Here is a 20861-nt window from a genome sequence, read left to right as displayed (position 1 = left end):
GTTAATTATTGGTATTTTGTGAAGGCGATTAGGCTCCGCCTAGCCTACGGATCGCCTTATAGTTTCGATTTTTCTCATTTCTTGATGCACACTCAAACCGATCGCAACTGCATCATGTAACAATTGCTGGTATTCTTGATTGGAATCTGTTTCAGAAATAGATAGGTTAAGCAAATTATGTTCCAAATTAGCTAGCAGTTGATAGCGATCGCCAGGAACGGATAATTTATTTTTGCCCTTAATTTTTTGATGACGATAAATAAAACTTTCTAATTCAAGACTTTTAAGTAAGCTCTTTTTAGTCAGATTTAAAATAGTTTTTAGCTCGGAGATATCTTGGAAGTTTTCTACCAAAGCTGGACTGTGAGTAGGACTATTAGATAGTGAATTATCATTAGTGATTGAGTTTAAACTAGCTAAGATCTCAAGATTACTAATTAGATCATTATATTGAGCTACTTTTGCCAATATTTTTGCCAATACTTTTAATTTCTTTGCCTTCTGCCACAGATAGTAATTAAGTACAATCAAGGCTAAAGTTGAGCAAATACAAGTACTAATTAAAATCAAAAATAGGCTACTAGCATTGGTATTTAATAAACCTAATTTCCGAAAAATGAGTAGATTGATAGGGAAGACTAAAACTACTCCGATAAACAAAAAAGAACTTTCGGTGAAAAACAGAGATTGTAAATATTCTCTCTGACGTAGTAAAAATAAATGATTTAAAGTGATCGCCCAGTTGGCAAAAATATTTAATTCAAAAATTTCATCTAATTCAACTTGACTAATTTTAAGTTTTTCCCAACCTAATGACATTACTATAATTGATATTTGAATAAGACAATTATTTTACTAGTTCAAAATTAATGATTAATAATTAATTAATGAAGCCCTAAAACTTTACCAACTATTTTTACTACTTGAACATAAAAATTACTTTCAATTTCTCTAAATAGGGCAAAAGGCTCACTTGGAGAACCAACGAATGGTCTTAGGGTCCATCCTAATTGACTACCGACAAAACCATAGAGAAATAACCAAGCTTTAATAAGTTTATGGCGATTAGGTGATATGTTGTTGTCTTCTTTCTCTTTGGCAATTAATGCCAGCATTGATTTATAAAAAAATCTAACTCCTACAACACCCGTAAAACCTAAAACAACAATATTTAATAAGAGGAAAAACCAATAATCATTAATTGATAAGCGAAAAAATAGGGTAACAGGGGCAAAGCCGAATAGCATGACGCTAATCATTGCCATTGAGGCTAATAGTAAAGAGACATACTGACCAAAAGTTCGTTTTGAACCTAAGACAATATCCATAAAATAAAGAGTTGGCAAACAAATTAGTAAGGTGAGCAGGTATAAAGCGGGTAACTTAAATGCTGAGGAGATTATTTGCAGCCCACCATGGGTTGAGCCAATAATTGCTCCGTACAAAGCCAGAAATAGAGAACTAGAAATTAATAGAGATACGATTTTGTGGTCAAGATATTTTTGCTGTTCGATTTCGCCTAAAAAAGTAGTGCGATCGCGCAATAATTGCATTAATACCTTAAAAGAATTGAGTTGCATTACTAGATAACTCCAGCCATAGAAATGGGGTGAAGATCTAGCCTAGATTATATGTATTGGTAATTGCTGGGTGCGAGTTCACTTTTTACTAAGTCTTATTGTTAAGTAAATAATTAAGCTACAAAAATACTAAGAAATAATACAAACAAAATTCTTGAATCAATCCATCGCCGCCAACTTAAACAAGCTGTATATCTTGCGAGGACTAGCTTTTGCTTGGTTTCCTATTCCTACTATTGTCTTGTTTTATGAGAGTCATGGTCTAAATTTAGAGCAAACAGTTCTGCTGAAAACGATTTTATCCCTATCGATTTTAATTTTAGCATTGTCGGTGGGAAGCCCCAGGTCTGTACCGTGATAGCGTGTCAGCGTGGGATGGGAGCCGAGGCTAGGTTTTTGATTATTACAAGTTTTATCGCCGGTCATGTTCTATGCTAAAATGTCCTGATGTTGACTCTGAATTACACCTATCGAATTGAACCAACTGTTGAGCAACAGGCGATGATGCTTGATTGGCTGGAGACGTGTCGACATTTGTATAACCGATGTTTGCGCGACCTCAAAGATTGGATTGCTTCGAGAAAATGTAGTTTGTACTCTTGCTCAATTAATCGAGAATATATTATGTCTGCTGACATTTCTTTTCCGAGCTATTTGGAGCAGAAACGACAACTGACTCAATGGAAAAAGACTAATCCTCGGTACAAACAAGTTCATTCTCAAGTAACTCAGGATGTTGTTAAGCGAATGCATAACACCTGGGAAGCTTTTAAGAATAGAGGTTTTGGTTTCCCTCGCTATAAGAAGTACGGAAGATATCAATCTTTTCTGTTTCCTCAATTTAAGTTAAATCCCATCGAAAATGGGATAGTAAAACTGCCGAAGATTGGTGAAATCAAAATCAATCAGCATCGACCCATACCCGATGGATTTAAGGTCAAAGGAGTCAGGATTGTAGCCAGAGCAAGAGGAACTATTTGGTATGCAGTAGTAACTATTCAATGCGATGTCAAAGTACCCGACCCGTTGCCTTTTGGGCGTGGGATTGGGATTGACATTGGACTGGAATCTTTTTTGGTAACTAGCGATAACTTCCGAGTTGAACCGGCACTTTTTTTTCGAGAACTCCAAAGTAGGCTTAAAGTGCTGCAACGGAAGGTATCTCGTAAGAAAAAACGGTCTAAAAACTGGGAAAAAGCACAGCTTAAAGTAGCTAGAGTTCACCATCAAATATCTAATACTCGTAAAAACTTTCACTTTCAAACTAGCCATCTTCTGTGTGACATGGCAGACATGATTTTTGTGGAGGACATCAACTTTAAAATGACTGCTAGAGGATTTTTAGGCAAGCAAATGCTTGATGGTGGCTTCGGTCAATTTCGAGATTTGTTGTCCTGGGTATGCTGGAAACGTGGCAAATACTTTCAGCAAGTAGACCATAAATACACCAGTCAAATTTGTCCTGAGTGTAATGCTCACACAGGGAAAAAACAACTGACTCAACGAGTTCACAATTGTCCTGAATGTGGCTACTCTACTACAAGAGATCATGCTAGCGGGAGAGTGATTTTACAACGAGGATTGAAATCAGTACCGACGGACTGTCGGGAATGGAAACTGTCTGGTAGTGGCGTACTGTCGGGGATCTCGTATCTAGATAAGTGCCGATCCAGAAATGCCAACTTGCGAGAGTTGGAAGCCTAGGTCTGTACTGCCAAGCAGTCAGCGTAGGAGGATGTCACAAGTACCATCGGGATACTTAGCAGATCTTCGGGGACGAAAAGCTTGTTTAGTTCTCAGAAGCGGAGTTTGGATCTTTAGTTGGCTAATCTATTGTGTCGGCAATTCTTTTGGTGAATTTGCGATCGCCGAAGTTTTGGCAGGAGTAGCAGGAAGTTTGATTTCTGGAGCAAATACTGCCCTAGGTTTTGATACTTTATTACAGTTAGGGCGAGAAAAATTTTATCCAATTTGGGAAGGAAGATTAGTCGCGATCGCTGGCATCAGTGAAGCAGTTTGTGGGATTATCGGTGCGGCGATCGCTGCCATAAATTTGGTATATCCTTTTTATTTACAAATAATTTGTTTGATTATTTATTTTTGCTTAGCATTAACTCTAGTTGAGCCATCGTGTCATCTGCCCATTAGTAAAAATAAGCAATTGGGGCAGTTAAAAAATATTATTATTGATGTTTTGAAAAATCCTCGTCTCAGGTGGCTATTTTTATTAAGCGGTACTTTTTCCAGTGCTAGTTTTTTGATTGTTTGGTTATCCCAAGATTACCTAAAACAATTAAATATCCCGATTCAAGCCTTCGGTTGGGCTTGGGCAATATTTCATCTGGGTATGAGTCTGGCTTCAATCAATGCTCATCGAATAGAAAGTTTTTTGGGTATTAAAAAAGCCACTTTTTTCTTGGTTGTGCTGTTAGCAGTTTCTTATATCTGCTTGGGGAGTATTGCTCGAGTTTGGGGAATAATTTTTATCATGAGTATTTATTTGGTTCGGGGGTTATCTTCTCCTTTAATTCTCAACATCATCAATCAACAAATAGCCTCATCAGTCAGAGCTACCATTCTTTCTCTTAATAGTCTTGTATTTCGGATTAGTTTTGCTTTAGTTGCTCCTCTAATAGGCGCGATCGCTTCTCGCTACGATCTATTTACGGGATTAATTATGGCGGGTTTTCTATTTTTGATTTCTGGCTGGTTTTGTTGGTGGCAATTGGTAAAAGCAAGAGCATTTTTAAGTTAAACAAAAAGCGATTATGCTCCGGTTGTTTGCTAAGCCAATCACCAGAGATGATTGTTTATTGCCCACTAGCAGAGCAGATCGCATATTCACCAAGCAAAAAAATAAAGAAAATAACAGTAGGTAATTAAATGTTTTATATCAAGCTAAAAGGTACAAAGTCGGAACGAACAGTTTCCAACTTTGGTAAGCAACTCATTTTCTTTCACTGTATCAGCACTTTTGGGTAAGGCATAGACTAATAGGCGGGATCACTGAATCAAATTGTTAAACTATTTTCAAGCTTAATTTATACTATATAATTCCTCACCAAATAATTATTTTAGCTATTTTATTTCTCCAAAATAATCAATTATTCCCAGGTATTGACTGATCTAGTCAGCGAAATTTTAGAGAAATTAAAGTAAAGATAAAGATATGGACTTAGATCAACCAGTAAGATAACTGATCGTCTCATCAATTAAATGCGTACTTGTACTAAAAATACACAATAAACATATGAAAAGTACATAAAAATCAGCCTCACTATTTATGAAAAAAAACATCTAGCCTTTGCCTATATAAGCTTATTTGTGATTAGGATTTAACAACCTAGCCAAAAAAGAACTAATTAATAAACTTTATTTCTAAATAGAATATAGGATTCAAATATAAATGAGTGGAATAGAAACAGGAGTAGACTTTAATTTTAGTTTTGCTCCAGGAATAACAGACGAACAAATACTAGGATTTGAAATAGCTGGTGAAATTTGGTCGCAGCATTTAGCAGATTCTTATCAAGGTAAAGATCTAGAAATCAATATTTATGTTGAAGCGACAGATGAACTTTTACCCGATAACGTTGTCGGTGGAGCATTTCCCACCATCGAAACAGGTATCAAATATGGTGATATTTACGATGCGATTCAAAATGATGTAACTACCGGTATCGATAGCATTGTGGCGGATAATCTGCTAGACCAAAATAAGATTGATGCTTTGGTTGGTAGTGAAGTAATCGATAAGAATTTCAAGACTCACGTCACCAGAGCTAATTTGAAAGCTTTAGGTATGGTAGCTGGAGATAGCGCAGAATTAGATGGCTATATCGTCTTAAATAATTTCGAGGGCTCGCTGTGGAATTATAACTATCTTGGTGGTCCTCAAGAAGGTACATTAGATTTTCTCAGCATGGCTCAACATGAAATCGGTCATGTCTTAGGCTTTATTAGTGGTGCTGAACATACTGAAGAGACGGTTGATAACAGAATTACCAATATGAGTACCATGGATTTATTCCGTTACTCTACTGATAGTGTCGAACTAGGAATCAACGATCTTACCTATGGTCAAGTAGCTTTCTTTTCGATTGATGGTCAAGTTAGTACTGTGGAATTAGCCACAGGAGCAGATTTTCAAGTTGGTCACTTGGCAGAAGCAGAATCAGAAGAAGATCACGATCATAACCATGCTTTGATGAGTCCAAGTATTAGTTTAAATGAACGTTGGTCGATAACTGGTGATGATTTATTGGTCTTAGATGCGATCGGCTGGGATGTGGTTAACCCAGGAGTAATTGACATGGCTGCTATCTACAATGCTGCCCAAGCAGAAGCAGAATCAGCATGGGTTGGCGATCGCAGAATCGAAGTAGAAGATTATATATTTAGCAGTGATGCCTATAACTGGGGAAGAGCTTCCTCTACTACGGGTTTTTGGTGGGGCAGAGCTTCTTCGACTACAGGCTTCTGGTGGGGAAGAGCTTCCTCGACTACAGGTTTCTGGCAAGAAGGTTATTTTATGGAGCTGGAATCGCACACTGATTCTACTACAGGAGAAACTCACTATCACACTCACGAGTCTGGTGTAGATAAGTTATGGGATGCTGTGGAAACAATAACTGATTGGCTCAAAGACTCTTGGAGTAGTAACTCTTGGGGTACTAACTCTTGGAGCAGTAACTCTTGGGGTACTAACTCTTGGAGTAGTAACTCTTGGGGTACTAACTCTTGGGGTACTAACTCTTGGAGTGGTAACTCTTGGAGTGGTAACTCTTGGAGTGGTAACTCTTGGAGTAGTAACTCTTGGAAATGAAGACGATAATGATGGCGACGACAGCGAAGATTATGACTAAGTTGATTATCCAAATTTAAAAGATTTAGACAATCAGTCGAAGTTTTAACTTCCACTATTCTACGTTTATGATCATTAACTATTAATTACCGAGCATTCTAAATTATACTAATTATTTTAAAGGATGGGTAGAGCATTTCTTAGGCTAGATGTAAGTCTAATTGCTCTATCCATTTGCTATTTATAGCAATACGAACTTTTATTAGGACACTCATTACTCGTTACTCGTTACTCATTACTTACGAGCAATCAAATAAACTTGTCCTAACGTAACTTTGTACGGCTATAACTGCTATTGGTAGATATTATTTTCGGAAAATAAATAATTTTTGATGCTTGTATATGTTAGTTAAAAATATTTTTGGGGAAGTCTATATATAGCTCTTGTTTTAATTTGGAGGAACTTAATAATGATAGCTGAAATAACTATGCCTTTCGTCAATTCATCGCAAGTGTTAATAGCTATTATTTTCTGAGCTAAACATTAATTAAAAATACCAAAATTATAATAAATGTAATTTAAAATACATTTGATTTGCTAAATATCACAAATTAAATAATTAGTTTCTTGCAATAAAAATAAACTGGGTCTAATTAACTACCATTCCATCACTATGACACAGCAAAAATTAATACCCAGAAACTATTTTGGGCTGGCATTTATCTCTAGAAAAAGTTTATCTTTTACTATCATGCCTTTTGTCAGTTTACTGCTGTTCGATTTAGGTACAACAGCAGCATCAGCACAGATAGTTCCCGATAACACCTTGCCTAATAATTCTGTGACACAGCCCAATGGAAATCTAATCGAAATTACTGGCGGAACAACCGCAGGAAGTAATCTGTTTCATAGTTTTGAGCAGTTTTCTCTGTCTACGGGAAATACAGCCTGGTTTAATAATGCTTTAACCATAGAAAATATTATTGGTCGTGTCACTGGTGGTTCTATTTCTAATATTGATGGTTTAATTCAGGCTAATGGAACTGCCAATTTATTTTTGATTAATCCTAACGGTATTGTGTTTGGGGAAAATGCAGCCTTAGATATTGGAGGCTCTTTTCTCGGTAGCACTGCGGATAGTTTGAAGTTTGCTGATGGGAGTGAATTTAGTGCCGTAGATCCCCAAGCTCCACCTCTGTTAACAGTCAATATTCCCGTGGGATTGCAGTATGGAGCAGGCAACGGAGATATAGAAGTTCAAGGCAGCGGCAATCGACTTCAATTCACCCCTAATTTTACGGTAAATCGAACTGAGCGTCCTAATGGGCTTCAGGTAGATCCTGAACAAACGTTAGCTTTGGTAGGAGGAAATATATTAATCGACGGGGGAAATCTAACAGCAGAAGGGGGAAGAATTGAATTAGGTAGTATTGCTAGAGATGGCTTTGTCAAACTGAACTCAACAGACTCAGGTTGGAATTTAGATTATGGAGAGATAAGTAATTTTCAAGATATTTTTCTTGCTAATGCCTCCTCCCTAGAAGTAAGTGGTAATGGAGGGGGCGATCTACAGTTACAAGGAAGAGAAGTAATTATTACTGATGGTTCGGCTATTTTGGCAGATACCTTCGGTAATTCTGATGGCGGTAAACTGGAAGTCAACGCTTCAGAACTGTTGGTAGTTGCGGGTACATCATTTGATTTGCCATTTATCAGTCGTTTATCTACTGATGTTGCCCCAGTAGCTACAGGTAACGGAGGTGATATTGAGCTAGATTCCGCTAATCTAATTGTTGCCGATGGAGCGCAGGTAATTAGTAGTACCTATGGGATGGGCAATACTGGAAATATCAAGGTAAATGCTGATTACATAGAATTGTTTAGTGGCTCCCCGGTTCTAGGACCAAGTGGTTTATTTACCTTAGTTTTTGGCGCTGGTAAAGGTGGCGATATCAATCTTGGGGCGGATAACATTTCTATTATTAATGGAGCTCAAGCTGCTACTATCACTTTTGATCGGGGTGAGGGGGGTAATATAGTTGCCGAGGCAGATCGGCTCGAATTAGTTGGTACTTCTAGAGGACAGTCTCCCAGTAGTTTATTTACTATTGTGGAATTTGGAGCAACAGGTAATGGTGGGACATTAGATATTGAAACAGAGTCTTTATCAATTTCTCAGGGGGCACAGCTTGCTGCCTCGACTTTTGGTGATGGTGACGCTGGAACTCTTGATGTTGATGCTAATCAAATAAACTTAATTGGTACTTCAAGAGACGGAATTGGTAGCGGATTATTTTCTAATGTGGAATTTGGAGCAACAGGTGATGGTGGTCAGATCAATGTCGAAGCAGCAAGATTATACATTGCTGATGGAGCGCAAATTGGGGGAACTACTTTTTATTTGGGAACAGGTGGCTCTATAAACATCAAGGCAAATGAAATAGAATTAACTGGCATTTCTACCAATGCTCCCAGTGGTGTATTTACAGCGATCGCCGAAGTAGCAGAAGGAAATGGTGGTAATTTGAATCTTGAAACCGGCAGTTTACTAATCAGTGATGGGGCGCAAATTGCAGTTAGTACTGCTGGCATTGGTGATGGAGGCAATTTAGAACTTATAGCCCAGGAGATTGAGTTAGTTGGCAGTTCGGAGTTGAGTGCCAGTGGTATTTTTGGCAATGCTATTTCCGGTATGGGAGATGGCGGAGATCTGCAGATTAATACCAGTAATTTAACTATTTTAGATGGGGCAACTATCAGTGCTAGTAACTTCTCCAGTCGTACAGGCAGTCCACCGGGGCAAGGGCAAGCAGGTAGTATTGAAATTCATGCTAATTCTGTGATGCTCGATAACAGTTCTGCTGTTGTTACTCCCAGCAGCATTACAGCTTCAACTAATGATGGTGGTGGCGGAAATATCGATTTAAACATTTTGGGAGATTTGACTGTAAACAATAATAGTCAAATTAGTGCTGACACTCAGGGTGCTGGACAAGGTGGCAACATCAATATTCAAGCGAATAATTTAAACCTTAATGACCAGGGGCAAGTTTCCGTTAACAGCGATCGCACTGGACAGGCGGGCAATATTGACATTACGGTTAATAATCTCAACTCCAACCAAGGCAAAATTACTGCTACATCTCTTCAATCTGGTGGAGGTGATATTGAGTTAACTACAGACTTTATCAATTTGAATCAAAATAGCGAAATATCCAGCAGCGTTTTTGGAGGTGCTGGCGGTGGAGGCAACATCAATATTGATACTAATTACATTATCGCCAGAAATAACAGCGACATCCGAGCCAATGCCGTCGAAGGAGATGGAGGCAACATTAACATCGATACCGAAGTAATCTTACTTTCTTTGGATAGTGAAATTACAGCTAGTTCCCAGTTTGGATTGGATGGAGTAGTAGATATAAATACTCCCGATAATGATCAACAAATTGGCTTAGCAAAATTACCAGAAAATTTTACCGACCCAAGTTCACTCATTGCTTCGATATGCCCAAAAGAAGAAATCAATACTCTTAGTATTACGGGTAAGGGAGGATTAGCTGAAAATCCCAGTCAAAATCTGCGGGGAGAATCAGTTTGGGAAGATTTAAGAAATTTTGCTGATAGTTCAATCGTTGCCCAGGTGCCCAAGGATTCTGAAATTGTCGAAGCTAAAGCTTGGAGTGTTAACGCTCAAGGAAATATAGAACTGTTAAGCTATATTCCGCAGCCCAATAAACCAGACTATTGGCAGTTATTCAATCAGTGTCGATAATCTTGACATCCAATACTTCTCGGTTAACAATTGCTACTCGATCGGTGAATTTTAGGTAGTAGTAGGTATGGCACTACCAGAAAACATTAGGACATTTTCTATTCCCTGTTACCTGTTTTTAAGTGCCACCTCAGCATTGGTTTTGATTGCCATTAAGGGACTTCGTAACTCATGAGAAGCATCAGCAGTAAACTGTTTTAATCTGGTAAAGCTAGATTCAATCGGTTGCATCGCCCGACGAGTCAGCCAGATACTGCCCAAACTGCTAGATAAAAGTGCGATCGCTTCTACGAATCGCAAAATTTGTCGTTATGCCAATTCTGGGGATTGTTTTGAATATATTTAACAATGCGATCGTATTCAAGATCATTACGAATAATGTAATCGTGGAATCTTGATTGCCAGGTGAATTGATATCCTAAACGCCGAACGTGTTTGGTAACGGCAGATTTGTATCCCCCCACAATCGATGAAATGGTATTTTTGCCCTGATTTTGAAATCGTTTTTGTCCAATTGTTTTATTGTTGGTAGTAGAGACAAGGCATGCCTTGTCTCTACGTTTATCATTATCATTTTCGTTGCGATCGCAATTTTGATCATTCAATATCAAAATCCCATGTATGTGATTGGGCATCACTACAAATTCACCCAATTCTATACGATCAGCATGATGTTTTATTTCATACCATAAAATATCCGCCACAATTCCAATGTGAGAGAATTGCATTTTTCTATTTACGACCTTGCCAAAATAATGAATTCTGTTTTTGGTACAAATAGTAATAAAATACGCCCCATTCCAGCCATAATTCCAATTTTGCAACCTTGTCGATGGTATTCTATATTTTCCTTTGAATTTTTCCATTCAGTAAGCAAAAATTATTCTGTTAGTTTTAGAATGCCCACTTTAAATAATTCAACAAGACGATCGCTTCTTTTACATTTGTTTGAGCAAGTACAATACCATACCGATCTAAAGTTGAGATACCAATAAGAGTAAATAACGCAATCTCCAAAATCATCAACATCATGGTCATCTTTGAACTTTTAAGTATTTTTGTTCTATTTTCTTGGGCTACTGAATTACAATCAAAGTGTAGATGTAAATAAGGAAACAGACAATTATGTTACCCATTAGACAAGGCGACGTAATTTTAAAAGCGATTAATCATGTTGAAGGCAGGAAACTTGCACATCTTACTTTAGCCGAGGGAGAGGTTACAGGACATTCTCATCGCATTGCCGATGGTCAGGCAGAATTATATGAAAAAGACGGAACTCTTTATCTCAGAGTCTTGTCGGATACAGCCAAATTAATTCATGAAGAGCATAACGCAGTTGAGATACCCCAGGGAAATTGGATGGTACGCATACAAAGAGAATATGAACCCGAAGGTTGGCGATACGTTGCCGATTAACTAATGAGATTGAGGATAAGAAATACAATATCTTGCTTGATTTTTGGCAGCATATTTTTCTTATCCAATAGCTTATTTAAGATGTACTTGTTTGTATATGAATTATTGGTTTAGTTATGTCTCAAATTACTCATCTAACCGCAGAACAAAATGCTTTAATTCCCATTTATCAAAAAAAATGGCAGGAAATAATTGCATCGACTGAACCAATAGACAGAAACAAGGCGATCGCTGCCATCAATAGAGTTTACTCAGTGATGGGTAAAAATAAGCCTGTAGTTCAATTTTTTGCTAGCCCCAATCACATCAAAAATGAACTTTTGACCCAACCTCCGGAAATTTTAGCTAAACAATTAGGATCGCCAATCTTAAAGCAGCCTTTATCTTTTGAGCTATTAAGGAATTTACAACAACAAGTTGGGCAGGATTTATGGACTCAGCTAAACGCAGAGTTGCAGCCTAGATGGGAACCTTTAACCTTTTTTTGGCAACAGCTAGGAAGATCGGAACAAATTTTGGAAACAGATGTTCAAAGAGGGACAGAACTTTGGCAGCAACTATCGGAACAACAATGGGAAAATCGCTGGTCAGAATCAGAGAAGTGGCTTAGAAGCCAGGTGCAACAATTTCCGGGAGGAGACATCTTATTGGGTATTGGGGATAGTGTCTGGGAAAATTTTGGTCAATCAGCTTGGCAGCAAGTAGGTGAACCGATAGTTAATGAAATTAACCAACAACCTTGGATGCAAGATTTGGAAGCAACTTTCAAACAATTTTCTTTGCCTTGGTTACAGATGACTAATGGTTTAGGACTAGCCTCTAGTTTATTTAATGGGATTGAATTGAACTTTATTGCTTTAATTGACTATTGTATTGAAGTTTTGAATTGTCAATATGACTCAGATAAATGGTCGGCAAAGAGGTCTTTGATTCAAGATTGTGGTTGGGTATTGTTCTTTGAACGAACCTGTTTAGTTTGCGATCGCCCAAATAAAATATCCTTTGACGACCAATATCGTCTTCACGCAGAAGGAGAACCGGCGATCGCCTATAATGATGGTGATTGTGTGTATGCTTATAATGGTGTTGTTTTGCCAGAAAAATATGGCAGACTTCATCCTCACCAATGGCAAGCAAGTTGGTTATTAACTGAACCTAATGCCGAATTGAGAAGAGTTTTAATTCAAGGAATTGGATATGGACGAATTTGTCAGGAATTACAAGCAACAGAAATTGATTTTTGGCGTGAATATACTCTATTGAGAATTGATAATAATATTGATGTTGAGCCGATTCATCTATTAAAAATGATCTGTCCTAGTACCAAACATATTCATGCGACTCGCGTACCTCCCCACATTCGTTCCGCTAAAGAAGCTATTACCTGGATGAATTGGGATATCGATCCTGAAGAGTTTGCCGTAGAAACTTAGTATATTAAAATCGATTACTAACTCATAATTGATATGAAACTTGACCCCAAAATTCCTCCTGGTAGACTTCAAAATAAATGGGACTACTACAAAGATCACTGCAAGTTAGTTAGTCCAGCAAATAAGAAAAAGCACACTATTTTAGTTGTGGGAACTGGTTTAGCGGGAGCATCGGCAGCAGCAACCCTGGCGGAATTGGGTTATAACATCAAAAGTTTTTGTATTCAGGATTCTCCACGTCGTGCCCATAGCATTGCCGCCCAAGGAGGCATTAATGGCGCGAAGAACTATCCGAATGATGGAGATACTGTCTGGAGATTGTTTTACGACACCATTAAGGGGGGCGACTACCGCTCTAGAGAAGCTAATGTGCATCGTTTAGCTCAGATTAGCAATAGTATTATCGATCAATGTGTTGCTCAGGGGGTACCTTTTGCCAGGGAATACGGTGGTTTATTAGCAAATCGTTCTTTTGGTGGAGCGCAAGTATCTCGTACCTTTTACGCCAAAGGACAAACAGGACAACAGCTTTTGTTGGGGGCATATAGTGCCATGTCCCGCCAGATTTCCGCCGGAAAAATTCAGATGTTTTCCCGTCGTGAGATGTTGGACTTGGTATTAGTTGAAGGGAAAGCCAGAGGTATTATTGTTCGTAATTTAATTACGGGAGAAATCGAACGCTATGCTGGAGATGCAGTATTGCTTTGCACTGGGGGATACAGTAATGTTTTTTATCTCTCTACTAATGCTCGCAACTCTAATGTCACTGCTGCTTGGCGATGTTATAAACGAGGAGCTTTATTTGCCAATCCTTGTTACACGCAGATTCATCCGACCTGTATTCCTGTATCAGGGGAGTATCAATCCAAGTTGACCTTGATGAGTGAGGGATTGCGTAACGATGGGCGGGTCTGGGTACCGAAAAAGCCAGGGGACAAACGTCATCCCAATCAAGTTCCTGAAGCAGAAAGGGATTATTATTTAGAAACTAGATATCCTAGCTTTGGTAATCTTGTTCCCCGTGATGTGGCTTCTCGCAATGCCAAACAAGTCACCGATGAAGGTAAAGGAGTTGGAGCAACTGGATTAGCAGTTTACTTGGACTTTAGAGATGCGATCGCCAAATTAGGTAAACAGACGATCAGCGATCGCTATGGAAATTTATTTCAGATGTACGAACGAATCACAGGCGAAAATCCCTATAAAGTTCCCATGCGCATTTATCCTGCCGTACACTACATCATGGGAGGCTTATGGGTCGATTACAATCTCATGAGTACTATTCCTGGTCTACACGTATTAGGAGAAGCTAATTTTTCCGATCATGGAGCCAACCGTCTTGGTGCTAGTGCTTTGATGCAGGGTTTAGCTGATGGTTATTTTGTAATTCCTTACACTTTGGGCAATTATATCGCTACCCACGATTTACCGACCGTTGGAATTAAGCACCCAGCCTTTGAGGAAGCGGAAGCAACAGTAAACACCAAAGTAAATAAGCTATTAAGTATTAAAGGCAAGAAAACAGTTACTGAGTTTCATCGCCAATTGGGCAAAATCCTCTGGGATAACGTCGGCATGTCCCGGAATAAAGCAGGTTTAGAAAAAGCGATCGCCGAAATTACCGAACTTAAACAAGAATACTGGCAAAATGTAACTATTCCTGGGGACAAACATACCTTTAATAAAAACCTGGAATTTGCGGGTAGAGTAGCTGACTATTTAGAATTAGGCGAGCTAATGGCTCGGGATGCCCTAGCCAGGAAAGAATCTTGTGGCGCACATTTCCGAGAAGAATATCAAACTTCCGAGGGGGAAGCTCAACGCAATGACGAAGATTTTACCTATGTCGCAGCTTGGCAATATCAGGGAGATGAACAAACTCCAACTTTACATCAAGAACAGTTAGAGTTTGAGAATGTTGAGCTAACTAATCGTAGTTATAAGTAATCAACCACCAGTTTCTCATGATAAATTGTATTGTAAATTTAAAATAATTTTTTAGACTGAGAACTCGACATTTAATATGATTGTTATGGCAAATATCAAGCTGTCATACTACAGAACATTTGGCATATTTTTGGGTTTTATTATTAGAAGATTAACTCATTGGCTCGGTGGTATTACAACTTTATAATAGTAGTAGAGTTGGAGAATCTCTAAGATGGCAAACCCAGAACACATAGCATTAATCAAGCAAGGTGCAGCAGTATGGAATAGCTGGTACAAAAAACATAAAAAAGTAATTCCAGATTTAGCTAAAGCGAATCTTCATAATCTTAGTTTAAGTGGTATTAATTTAAAAAGAGCCGATCTTAACCACGCAAATTTTAGCAATTCCGACTTAACTAAAGCACAGTTAACTAATGCTAATTTGAGAGGAGCTAACTTTCTGGGAGCAGATTTACAAAATGCTAATTTGAAGGGAGCGGACTTAGATCATGTCATCTTTTTTCAAGCGAAAATAAATCTTAAAACTATAATTTCGATTAAAAGTCGTCGAGTTTGGGAAATTGTTAATAACCAAACTCCAGATAAAAATTTTGCTGGGTATGATTTGAGTAATTCCAATCTCTTTCATGCTGATTTGAGTAATGCCGACTTAAGAAATGCCAAATTAGAAAATGTCAATTTCACTAATGCTAATCTTAGTAATGCTTATTTATATAGAGCAGATTTAACGTCGGCAAATTTTCAGAATGCCAACTTAAAAAATGCTTATTTTAGTCATGCAAATCTAACTAACGCCTACTTGGGTGGAGCATTGTGTTGTGGAACGTATTTCAAAGATGCCGAACTACAATTTGCCAATCTGAAAACAACTAAACTAAGCAACAAAACGATGATCGATCCCAAATGGTATTCTGTTTGGGAAATAGTTAATCGGGGCGCAGTCAAGAAAAACTTAAGCGGTGCAGATCTGAGCAATGCTAATCTTCAGGGAGTCAACTTTGAAGAAGCAAATCTAACTAATGCCAATTTGAGCCATGCTATTTTACGTCGTAGTAATCTTGAACGAGCTAATTTAACTAATACCGCCCTAGTTGGTGCCAATATTTGCGGTGTTGATTTGGAGCAAGCCAATCTCAAAGGTACGAAATTAAAATCAGTAATTGGCGATCGCGATACTCAGTTGCCACTAGCATTTAAATCGGCTAAAACTAATCTGATTGTTCAAGAAAGACCAGAAAGCAAAATTCCATCTGTTAATACTTCTAGAGTTGATGCAGTAGTTAATGTATCGCCAGACCAAAATAAATCGAAAAATAAGTCTAAGTCCAATAATAGTATTAAAGGCATATTATTATTTTTAGGAGTTATCGGCTTAATTATTGCTGGCTCTTACCTGTTTCTGAGTGAAAAAACCGATTTAACATTCCCACAAACCTTACAACCCTGGAAACAAAAACCAGAGCAATTAATCCCTGCAAATTAGAATTAAAATTAAAATATTATCTACTAATTCTTAACCAAAACGAAGGGGTGGACAACCGCTGAATCAAAATACAAAAACTCAGCCTATACCACCCCTAGATTATTTCTAATTACTAATTAATTGGGAAAAATTCTGAAACTTGAAACTTTTGCTGATTAGAGATTCTCAACGATTATAGCAATACGGACTTACGTTAGGACACTTATTACTCGTTACTCGTTACTTTTACTCGTTACTCGTTACTTATTACTTACGAGCAATCAAATAAACTTGTCCTAATACAACTTTGTACGGCTATACAATCATCTAGTTCTTTACTTAGTCACTTTCCCAGTTATCACAACAGACTAAATCCCCAATTGGATCGCGGAGTAAATAGTCGCATCTTTCTAACTCACATTCAACCTTGACCCATTCACGAGCGGGGATGTATTTACAGAGTGTATAAATAGTTTGCTGACGACTGACAATACCTGTTTCAATTAATTGCCGAGCTTCATCTTTTAAGGTGTCAATTGAATATCTAGTAGAAAGGGAGGGGAATGCAGTAGCAGTGGCCATAGTTTATCACCGAAATAAATAACTTCTAATTAAAACGTTTTCTACTATCACTATAAACCAGATAACTGCTGATTGATAGGGGTATTCATCTTTTTGCTGTATCTAAAATAACAAAACCTTTGTAGTATAAAAAAAACAAATCGATCTCTTAAGATTTAATATATAATTGAGAAAATTTAGCTATTAAAACCCGAAATTTGACCAGGATTCCGATGTTAGCACATCAAGATTGAGATTAAATAAAGTTCTTAGAGCGATCGCCTGTGATTGTGGCATTTGTCCGTAGCTATGCACCCAAGGTAAATCTTCTGGTATCCAATCACAGAAGTAATGCAATACATAAGGACTACCATAAATAATTAAAGCCTCTACTTGACCTTTTTGAAGCAGTTGTTGATAAATTTGTCTGGCATTAACAGTTAAACCGGCATTACCGCGAAAAGGATTGCCGCGAATAAATATTTGCAACAGGGTAGGGCTGAGGTTGGAGAGAATACAGTCTAGGGTACTACTATCTACTATTTGTCTTCGATAATTCAACTTTTGAGGAATGGCAATAGCAGGAGTATGAAGATCGAGATAAGTAGCATTTAAGACATCATCTACCACAATTAAATTGCGTGCATTTGTTTTAGCCTCAGGAATTAGAGGTATCTTACCTCCGATCTGCAATGAATCTTTGAGGATTGAATCGACAGTCTGTTGTGCTTGCTGACTAGATAACTCGGAAGTCAATGGCAGTGGCTTTCTTGACTGGATTACTTTCTGTTTAGCTTGCCAAATACGCGTCAATGATTGCTGGATTCTAGTTGGAGTAATGCGTCCTGATTCTACTGCTTGATAAATAGAGGCGATCGCCACTTCCGGATTATCAGGCATCAATAATATATCTGTGCCTGCTTCAATTGCATTAACAGCAACTTCTTCAGGGGGCGCATATTTAGTAATTCCTCCCATGATTAAGGCATCAGTGACTACTAGACCGTTGAATCGGAACTGTTTTCTTAGTTTTTCCGTCACGATTGTCTGAGACAAAGTAGCAGGATATTGTCGATCCCAGGCAGGAATCATTAGATGGGCAGTCATCACACTGTCAACCCCACTCGCGATCGCCTGTTGGAAAGGTGGCAATTCAACAGTTGCTAGTCTGGCTTCTGAGTGAGTCAGGGTAGGTAAATCTAAATGAGAGTCAGTGGTAGTATCTCCGTGTCCTGGGAAGTGTTTGGCGGTGGTTAAAATAGATTGAGACTTCGTACCAGTAATAAATGCAGAACTTAAGGCACTAACTACTTCAGGGCGATCGCCAAAAGCACGAATATTGATTACGGGGTTGTCAGGATTATTATTGACATCTACCACTGGGGAAAGTAACCAATTTAAGCCTACTGCTAAAGCTTCTTGTGCCGTTATGCGACCCATTTCCGTAGCGTATTGCTCTGCTAAACTAGGATTTTGCTCATAAATTGCACCCAAAGCCATCGGAGGAGGAAACCAGGTTGCCCCAGGAAAACGTTGTCCTACTCCCTCTTCGATATCTGCAGCGATTAGTAAAGGAATATTTGCCCAAGACTGCAACTGTTGCGATCGCGCTTGTAATTCAACGCTGCTACCCCCCAAAAGAATTACCCCACCTAAGTTCAACTCTGCTAGCCATTGTTTTAATTGAGTATGGTTAGCTTCCCAGGCAGGGTAACGAATTTGATGATCGAAATGATAACCAGAGGCACGAACAACAATCATTTGAGCAATTTGCTCTTTTAACGATAAACTTTGCCAATCTGGTAATTTAAGCACGGTATAGCAATTATGATTCTTCGCCTAATTCTACTTTCTCTGACTTAGCTTGTCTTTCTTGACTAATCTTGTTGAGTAGATCCAACATATTGTCTCCCCTTTCTAAAGAAAGATCTTGCAGAAACTTGACAGTTGGAGTGCGTCTTAATTGCATCCGACTCCCCAATTCTTTGCGAACATAATTTACCGAAGACTCTAAACCTGCCATTGTTTCAATTTTGGCTTCTTCTGTGCCATAAATACTGACAAAGATTTTGGCATGTTGCAGATCTCCTGAAACATCAACATCAGTGACACTGACCATTCCCGCCCCAACGCGATCGTCTTTGATTTCACTGAGTAACATCTGGCTTACCTCCCGCTTGATTAAAGCAGCTACACGAGCCACACGACGACTATTAGCCATAATCTTTTTCCTATACTGAAAATAGCGAGCTAGTTTTTGCACCAACTAACCCATTGTAAATTGTAGCTACTTATTCACACAAACACGAATATCGACTTATCAAATTAACGAGTAGAAAACATTTAAGAAAACTTTAGTTTTATGCCAGAAACAATAACTCTTTATCAATTTCCTCGTCCTGGAATGGTGGCAAACTTGGGTTTTTTCTGCATGAAGGTTGAAGTGTTTATGAGGATGACTTCTATTCCTTATCACATTGAAGAAATATTCAATCCAGCTCAAGCTCCCAAGGGTAAACTACCATATGTTATTCATCAAGGACAAAAGATTCCCGACTCAAGCCACATTATTGAATATCTCACTTCACATTTTTCCATAACTCTCAATGATCATTTAAATCAAGAACAATTAGCCATTGGTCATGCAGTTAAGATCATGCTTGAAGAACGCTTGAGATGGTGTATTGTCTACAGTCGTTGGTTAGATAAACGCTATTCACCTTCTTTTCAACATATTTTTCTTGATTTACTCCCTTTTCCTCTTAGAATCATATTTCCTCTATTAGCAACAAAAAGCAAAAAACGCATTACTACTACACTTAATTCCAATGGAATTGGTAAATTTACCCCTGAGGAAATTTATGCATTTGGGAACAAAGATATCGATGCGGTAGCAACTATTGTGGGGAATCAACCTTATCTGTTGGGCGAACAACCATCCTCTTATGACGCGATCGCCTATTCTTTTTTAGCCAACCTAATTGATGTACCTATTGAATGTCCCCTCAATACCTTTGCTCGCGATCGCGAAACCTTACGTAACTATTGCCAAAGAATGAAAAGTAATTACTTTAGCGATTTATAGTCAGCAATGGACAATTACTTTTTACTATCAGGCAATTGATCGATATGAGCTTAGACTTTTGGGCAAAAACCAGTGGGACTTGGATTAATTTTTTTACTGTGGCGATCGGTACAAGTTTAGGTTTAATCCTAAAAGATCGCCTCTCATCCAAGATTCAAACTATTATCACTCAAGGTATCGGTTTACTCACGATATGGATTGGCTTAAGTATGGCAAACAGTATGAGTAAAGTACAAGCTGGAGGAATAGACGGAGCAATACTAGGACTTTTAGCAATAGTTTTAGGAGGCATACTGGGTGAATGGTTACAAATTGAAGAAAAGTTAACTGCAATTGGAGATTGGCTCAAAAAGAAATTTCGCGGTCAAGGGTTGTTTACTGAGGGTTTTGTTGCTAGTAGTTTATTGTTTTGTGTCGGTCCCATGACTTTGATTGGTAGTTTGAATAATGGTTTAAATGGGGACAATACCTTGTTAACCCTCAAAGCCACAATGGATGGATTGGTTTCCATTGCCCTGGCTAATATTTATGGGATTGGGGTTGGTTTTTCGACTTTAGTCATCTTAATTTATCAAGGTGGTCTATCTTTAATTGCCGGCTTGATTGCCAATACTATCCCCGATCCCGAGCATAGTCCTTATATTTTGATTATTACGGGAGTTGGGGGATTAATGATCTTGGCGATTGGCTGTAATTTATTGTCAATTGTTAAAATTCGGGTCGCTTCTTTTCTACCGGCGATCGCTTTTGCTCCCCTGATGTATTATTTAGGAAATTTTGTGGGACGCTAA

General features: G+C 38.2%; 17 protein-coding genes and 1 pseudogene. 11 read left to right on the top strand and 7 right to left on the bottom strand.

The features are described 5' to 3' along the window. Positions 1-39: 39 nt before the first annotated feature. The gene (locus tag PLEUR7319_RS0112130; protein ID WP_019505493.1) at positions 40-819 is read right to left on the bottom strand and encodes a hypothetical protein; all 780 of its coding nucleotides are present in this window, start codon (positions 817-819) and stop codon (positions 40-42) included. Positions 820-884: 65 nt separating this feature from the next. Continuing rightward, entirely contained in the window at positions 885-1580 is a 696-nt protein-coding gene (locus tag PLEUR7319_RS0112125) for a hypothetical protein (protein ID WP_019505492.1), read from the bottom strand. Positions 1581-1734: 154 nt separating this feature from the next. On the opposite strand from PLEUR7319_RS0112125, the gene PLEUR7319_RS0112120 reads away from it, so the two are divergent. The 5 genes from PLEUR7319_RS0112120 (at position 1735) to PLEUR7319_RS38080 (ending at position 10160) form a co-directional block, all read left to right on the top strand. After that, positions 1735-1938, top strand: a complete 204-nt coding sequence (locus tag PLEUR7319_RS0112120; protein WP_026102468.1) for a hypothetical protein — start codon at positions 1735-1737, stop codon at positions 1936-1938. Positions 1939-2027: 89 nt separating this feature from the next. Beyond that, the gene (locus tag PLEUR7319_RS0112115) at positions 2028-3284 is read left to right on the top strand and encodes an RNA-guided endonuclease TnpB family protein (protein ID WP_051044428.1); all 1257 of its coding nucleotides are present in this window, start codon (positions 2028-2030) and stop codon (positions 3282-3284) included. 31 nt (positions 3285-3315) lie between these two features. Beyond that, entirely contained in the window at positions 3316-4335 is a 1020-nt protein-coding gene (locus PLEUR7319_RS0112110; protein ID WP_019505490.1) for an MFS transporter, read from the top strand. Positions 4336-4986: 651 nt separating this feature from the next. Beyond that, positions 4987-6405, top strand: a complete 1419-nt coding sequence (locus tag PLEUR7319_RS41620) for an NF038122 family metalloprotease (RefSeq protein WP_019505489.1) — start codon at positions 4987-4989, stop codon at positions 6403-6405. A 653-nt stretch (positions 6406-7058) separates the two neighbouring features. After that, positions 7059-10160: a filamentous hemagglutinin N-terminal domain-containing protein gene (locus PLEUR7319_RS38080; protein WP_019505488.1), complete on the top strand. Its 3102-nt coding sequence runs from the start codon at positions 7059-7061 to the stop codon at positions 10158-10160. 117 nt (positions 10161-10277) lie between these two features. Here the strand turns inward: PLEUR7319_RS38080 and PLEUR7319_RS42625 are convergent. Together PLEUR7319_RS42625 and PLEUR7319_RS40655 are read right to left on the bottom strand one after the other, a co-directional pair. Beyond that, positions 10278-10442 (bottom strand): annotated as a pseudogene (locus PLEUR7319_RS42625) (histidine kinase dimerization/phospho-acceptor domain-containing protein); the annotation flags it as partial. A 5-nt stretch (positions 10443-10447) separates the two neighbouring features. Further along, the gene (locus tag PLEUR7319_RS40655; protein ID WP_202804228.1) at positions 10448-10888 is read right to left on the bottom strand and encodes a transposase; all 441 of its coding nucleotides are present in this window, start codon (positions 10886-10888) and stop codon (positions 10448-10450) included. 397 nt (positions 10889-11285) lie between these two features. Here PLEUR7319_RS40655 and PLEUR7319_RS0112080 point away from each other — a divergent pair, with 397 nt between their 5' ends. The 4 genes from PLEUR7319_RS0112080 (at position 11286) to PLEUR7319_RS0112065 (ending at position 16445) form a co-directional block, all read left to right on the top strand. Next, a complete protein-coding gene (locus tag PLEUR7319_RS0112080) occupies positions 11286-11579 on the top strand; it encodes a hypothetical protein (RefSeq protein WP_019505485.1) in 294 nt (97 codons plus the stop codon). A 116-nt stretch (positions 11580-11695) separates the two neighbouring features. Further along, complete coding sequence (locus tag PLEUR7319_RS0112075) at positions 11696-13012, top strand: DUF6745 domain-containing protein (protein WP_019505484.1); 1317 nt, start codon at positions 11696-11698, stop codon at positions 13010-13012. A 33-nt stretch (positions 13013-13045) separates the two neighbouring features. Continuing rightward, the gene (locus tag PLEUR7319_RS0112070) at positions 13046-14959 is read left to right on the top strand and encodes a fumarate reductase/succinate dehydrogenase flavoprotein subunit (RefSeq protein WP_019505483.1); all 1914 of its coding nucleotides are present in this window, start codon (positions 13046-13048) and stop codon (positions 14957-14959) included. Between the two features lie 214 nt (positions 14960-15173). Then, positions 15174-16445: a pentapeptide repeat-containing protein gene (locus PLEUR7319_RS0112065; RefSeq protein WP_019505482.1), complete on the top strand. Its 1272-nt coding sequence runs from the start codon at positions 15174-15176 to the stop codon at positions 16443-16445. 318 nt (positions 16446-16763) lie between these two features. Here PLEUR7319_RS0112065 and PLEUR7319_RS0112060 read toward each other — a convergent pair whose 3' ends face one another. The 3 genes from PLEUR7319_RS0112060 to rbfA all read right to left on the bottom strand — a co-directional run bounded on the left by PLEUR7319_RS0112060 (position 16764) and on the right by rbfA (position 19206). After that, complete coding sequence (locus PLEUR7319_RS0112060; RefSeq protein WP_019505481.1) at positions 16764-17006, bottom strand: DUF4327 family protein; 243 nt, start codon at positions 17004-17006, stop codon at positions 16764-16766. 183 nt (positions 17007-17189) lie between these two features. Further along, positions 17190-18800 (bottom strand): glycoside hydrolase family 3 N-terminal domain-containing protein, encoded by a 1611-nt coding sequence (locus tag PLEUR7319_RS0112055; protein WP_019505480.1) that lies wholly within the window; start codon positions 18798-18800, stop codon positions 17190-17192. A gap of 10 nt (positions 18801-18810) precedes the next feature. Next, positions 18811-19206, bottom strand: coding sequence for a 30S ribosome-binding factor RbfA (gene rbfA / locus PLEUR7319_RS0112050; protein WP_026102466.1), 396 nt, complete (start codon positions 19204-19206; stop codon positions 18811-18813). Between the two features lie 141 nt (positions 19207-19347). Between rbfA and PLEUR7319_RS0112045 the strand changes: the two genes are divergently transcribed. Further along, on the top strand, positions 19348-20070 hold the full coding sequence (locus PLEUR7319_RS0112045; RefSeq protein ID WP_019505478.1) for a glutathione S-transferase family protein: 723 nt from the start codon (positions 19348-19350) through the stop codon (positions 20068-20070). A gap of 44 nt (positions 20071-20114) precedes the next feature. After that, positions 20115-20861, top strand: a complete 747-nt coding sequence (locus tag PLEUR7319_RS0112040) for a DUF554 domain-containing protein (RefSeq protein WP_019505477.1) — start codon at positions 20115-20117, stop codon at positions 20859-20861.

Origin of the sequence: Pleurocapsa sp. PCC 7319, assembly GCF_000332195.1 — a bacterium.
In the GTDB taxonomy this organism is placed as follows: Bacteria; Cyanobacteriota; Cyanobacteriia; order Cyanobacteriales; family Xenococcaceae; genus Waterburya.
The sequence above is the reverse complement of the archived record's forward strand: the minus strand, read 5'-3'. Positions and strand labels throughout refer to the sequence as shown.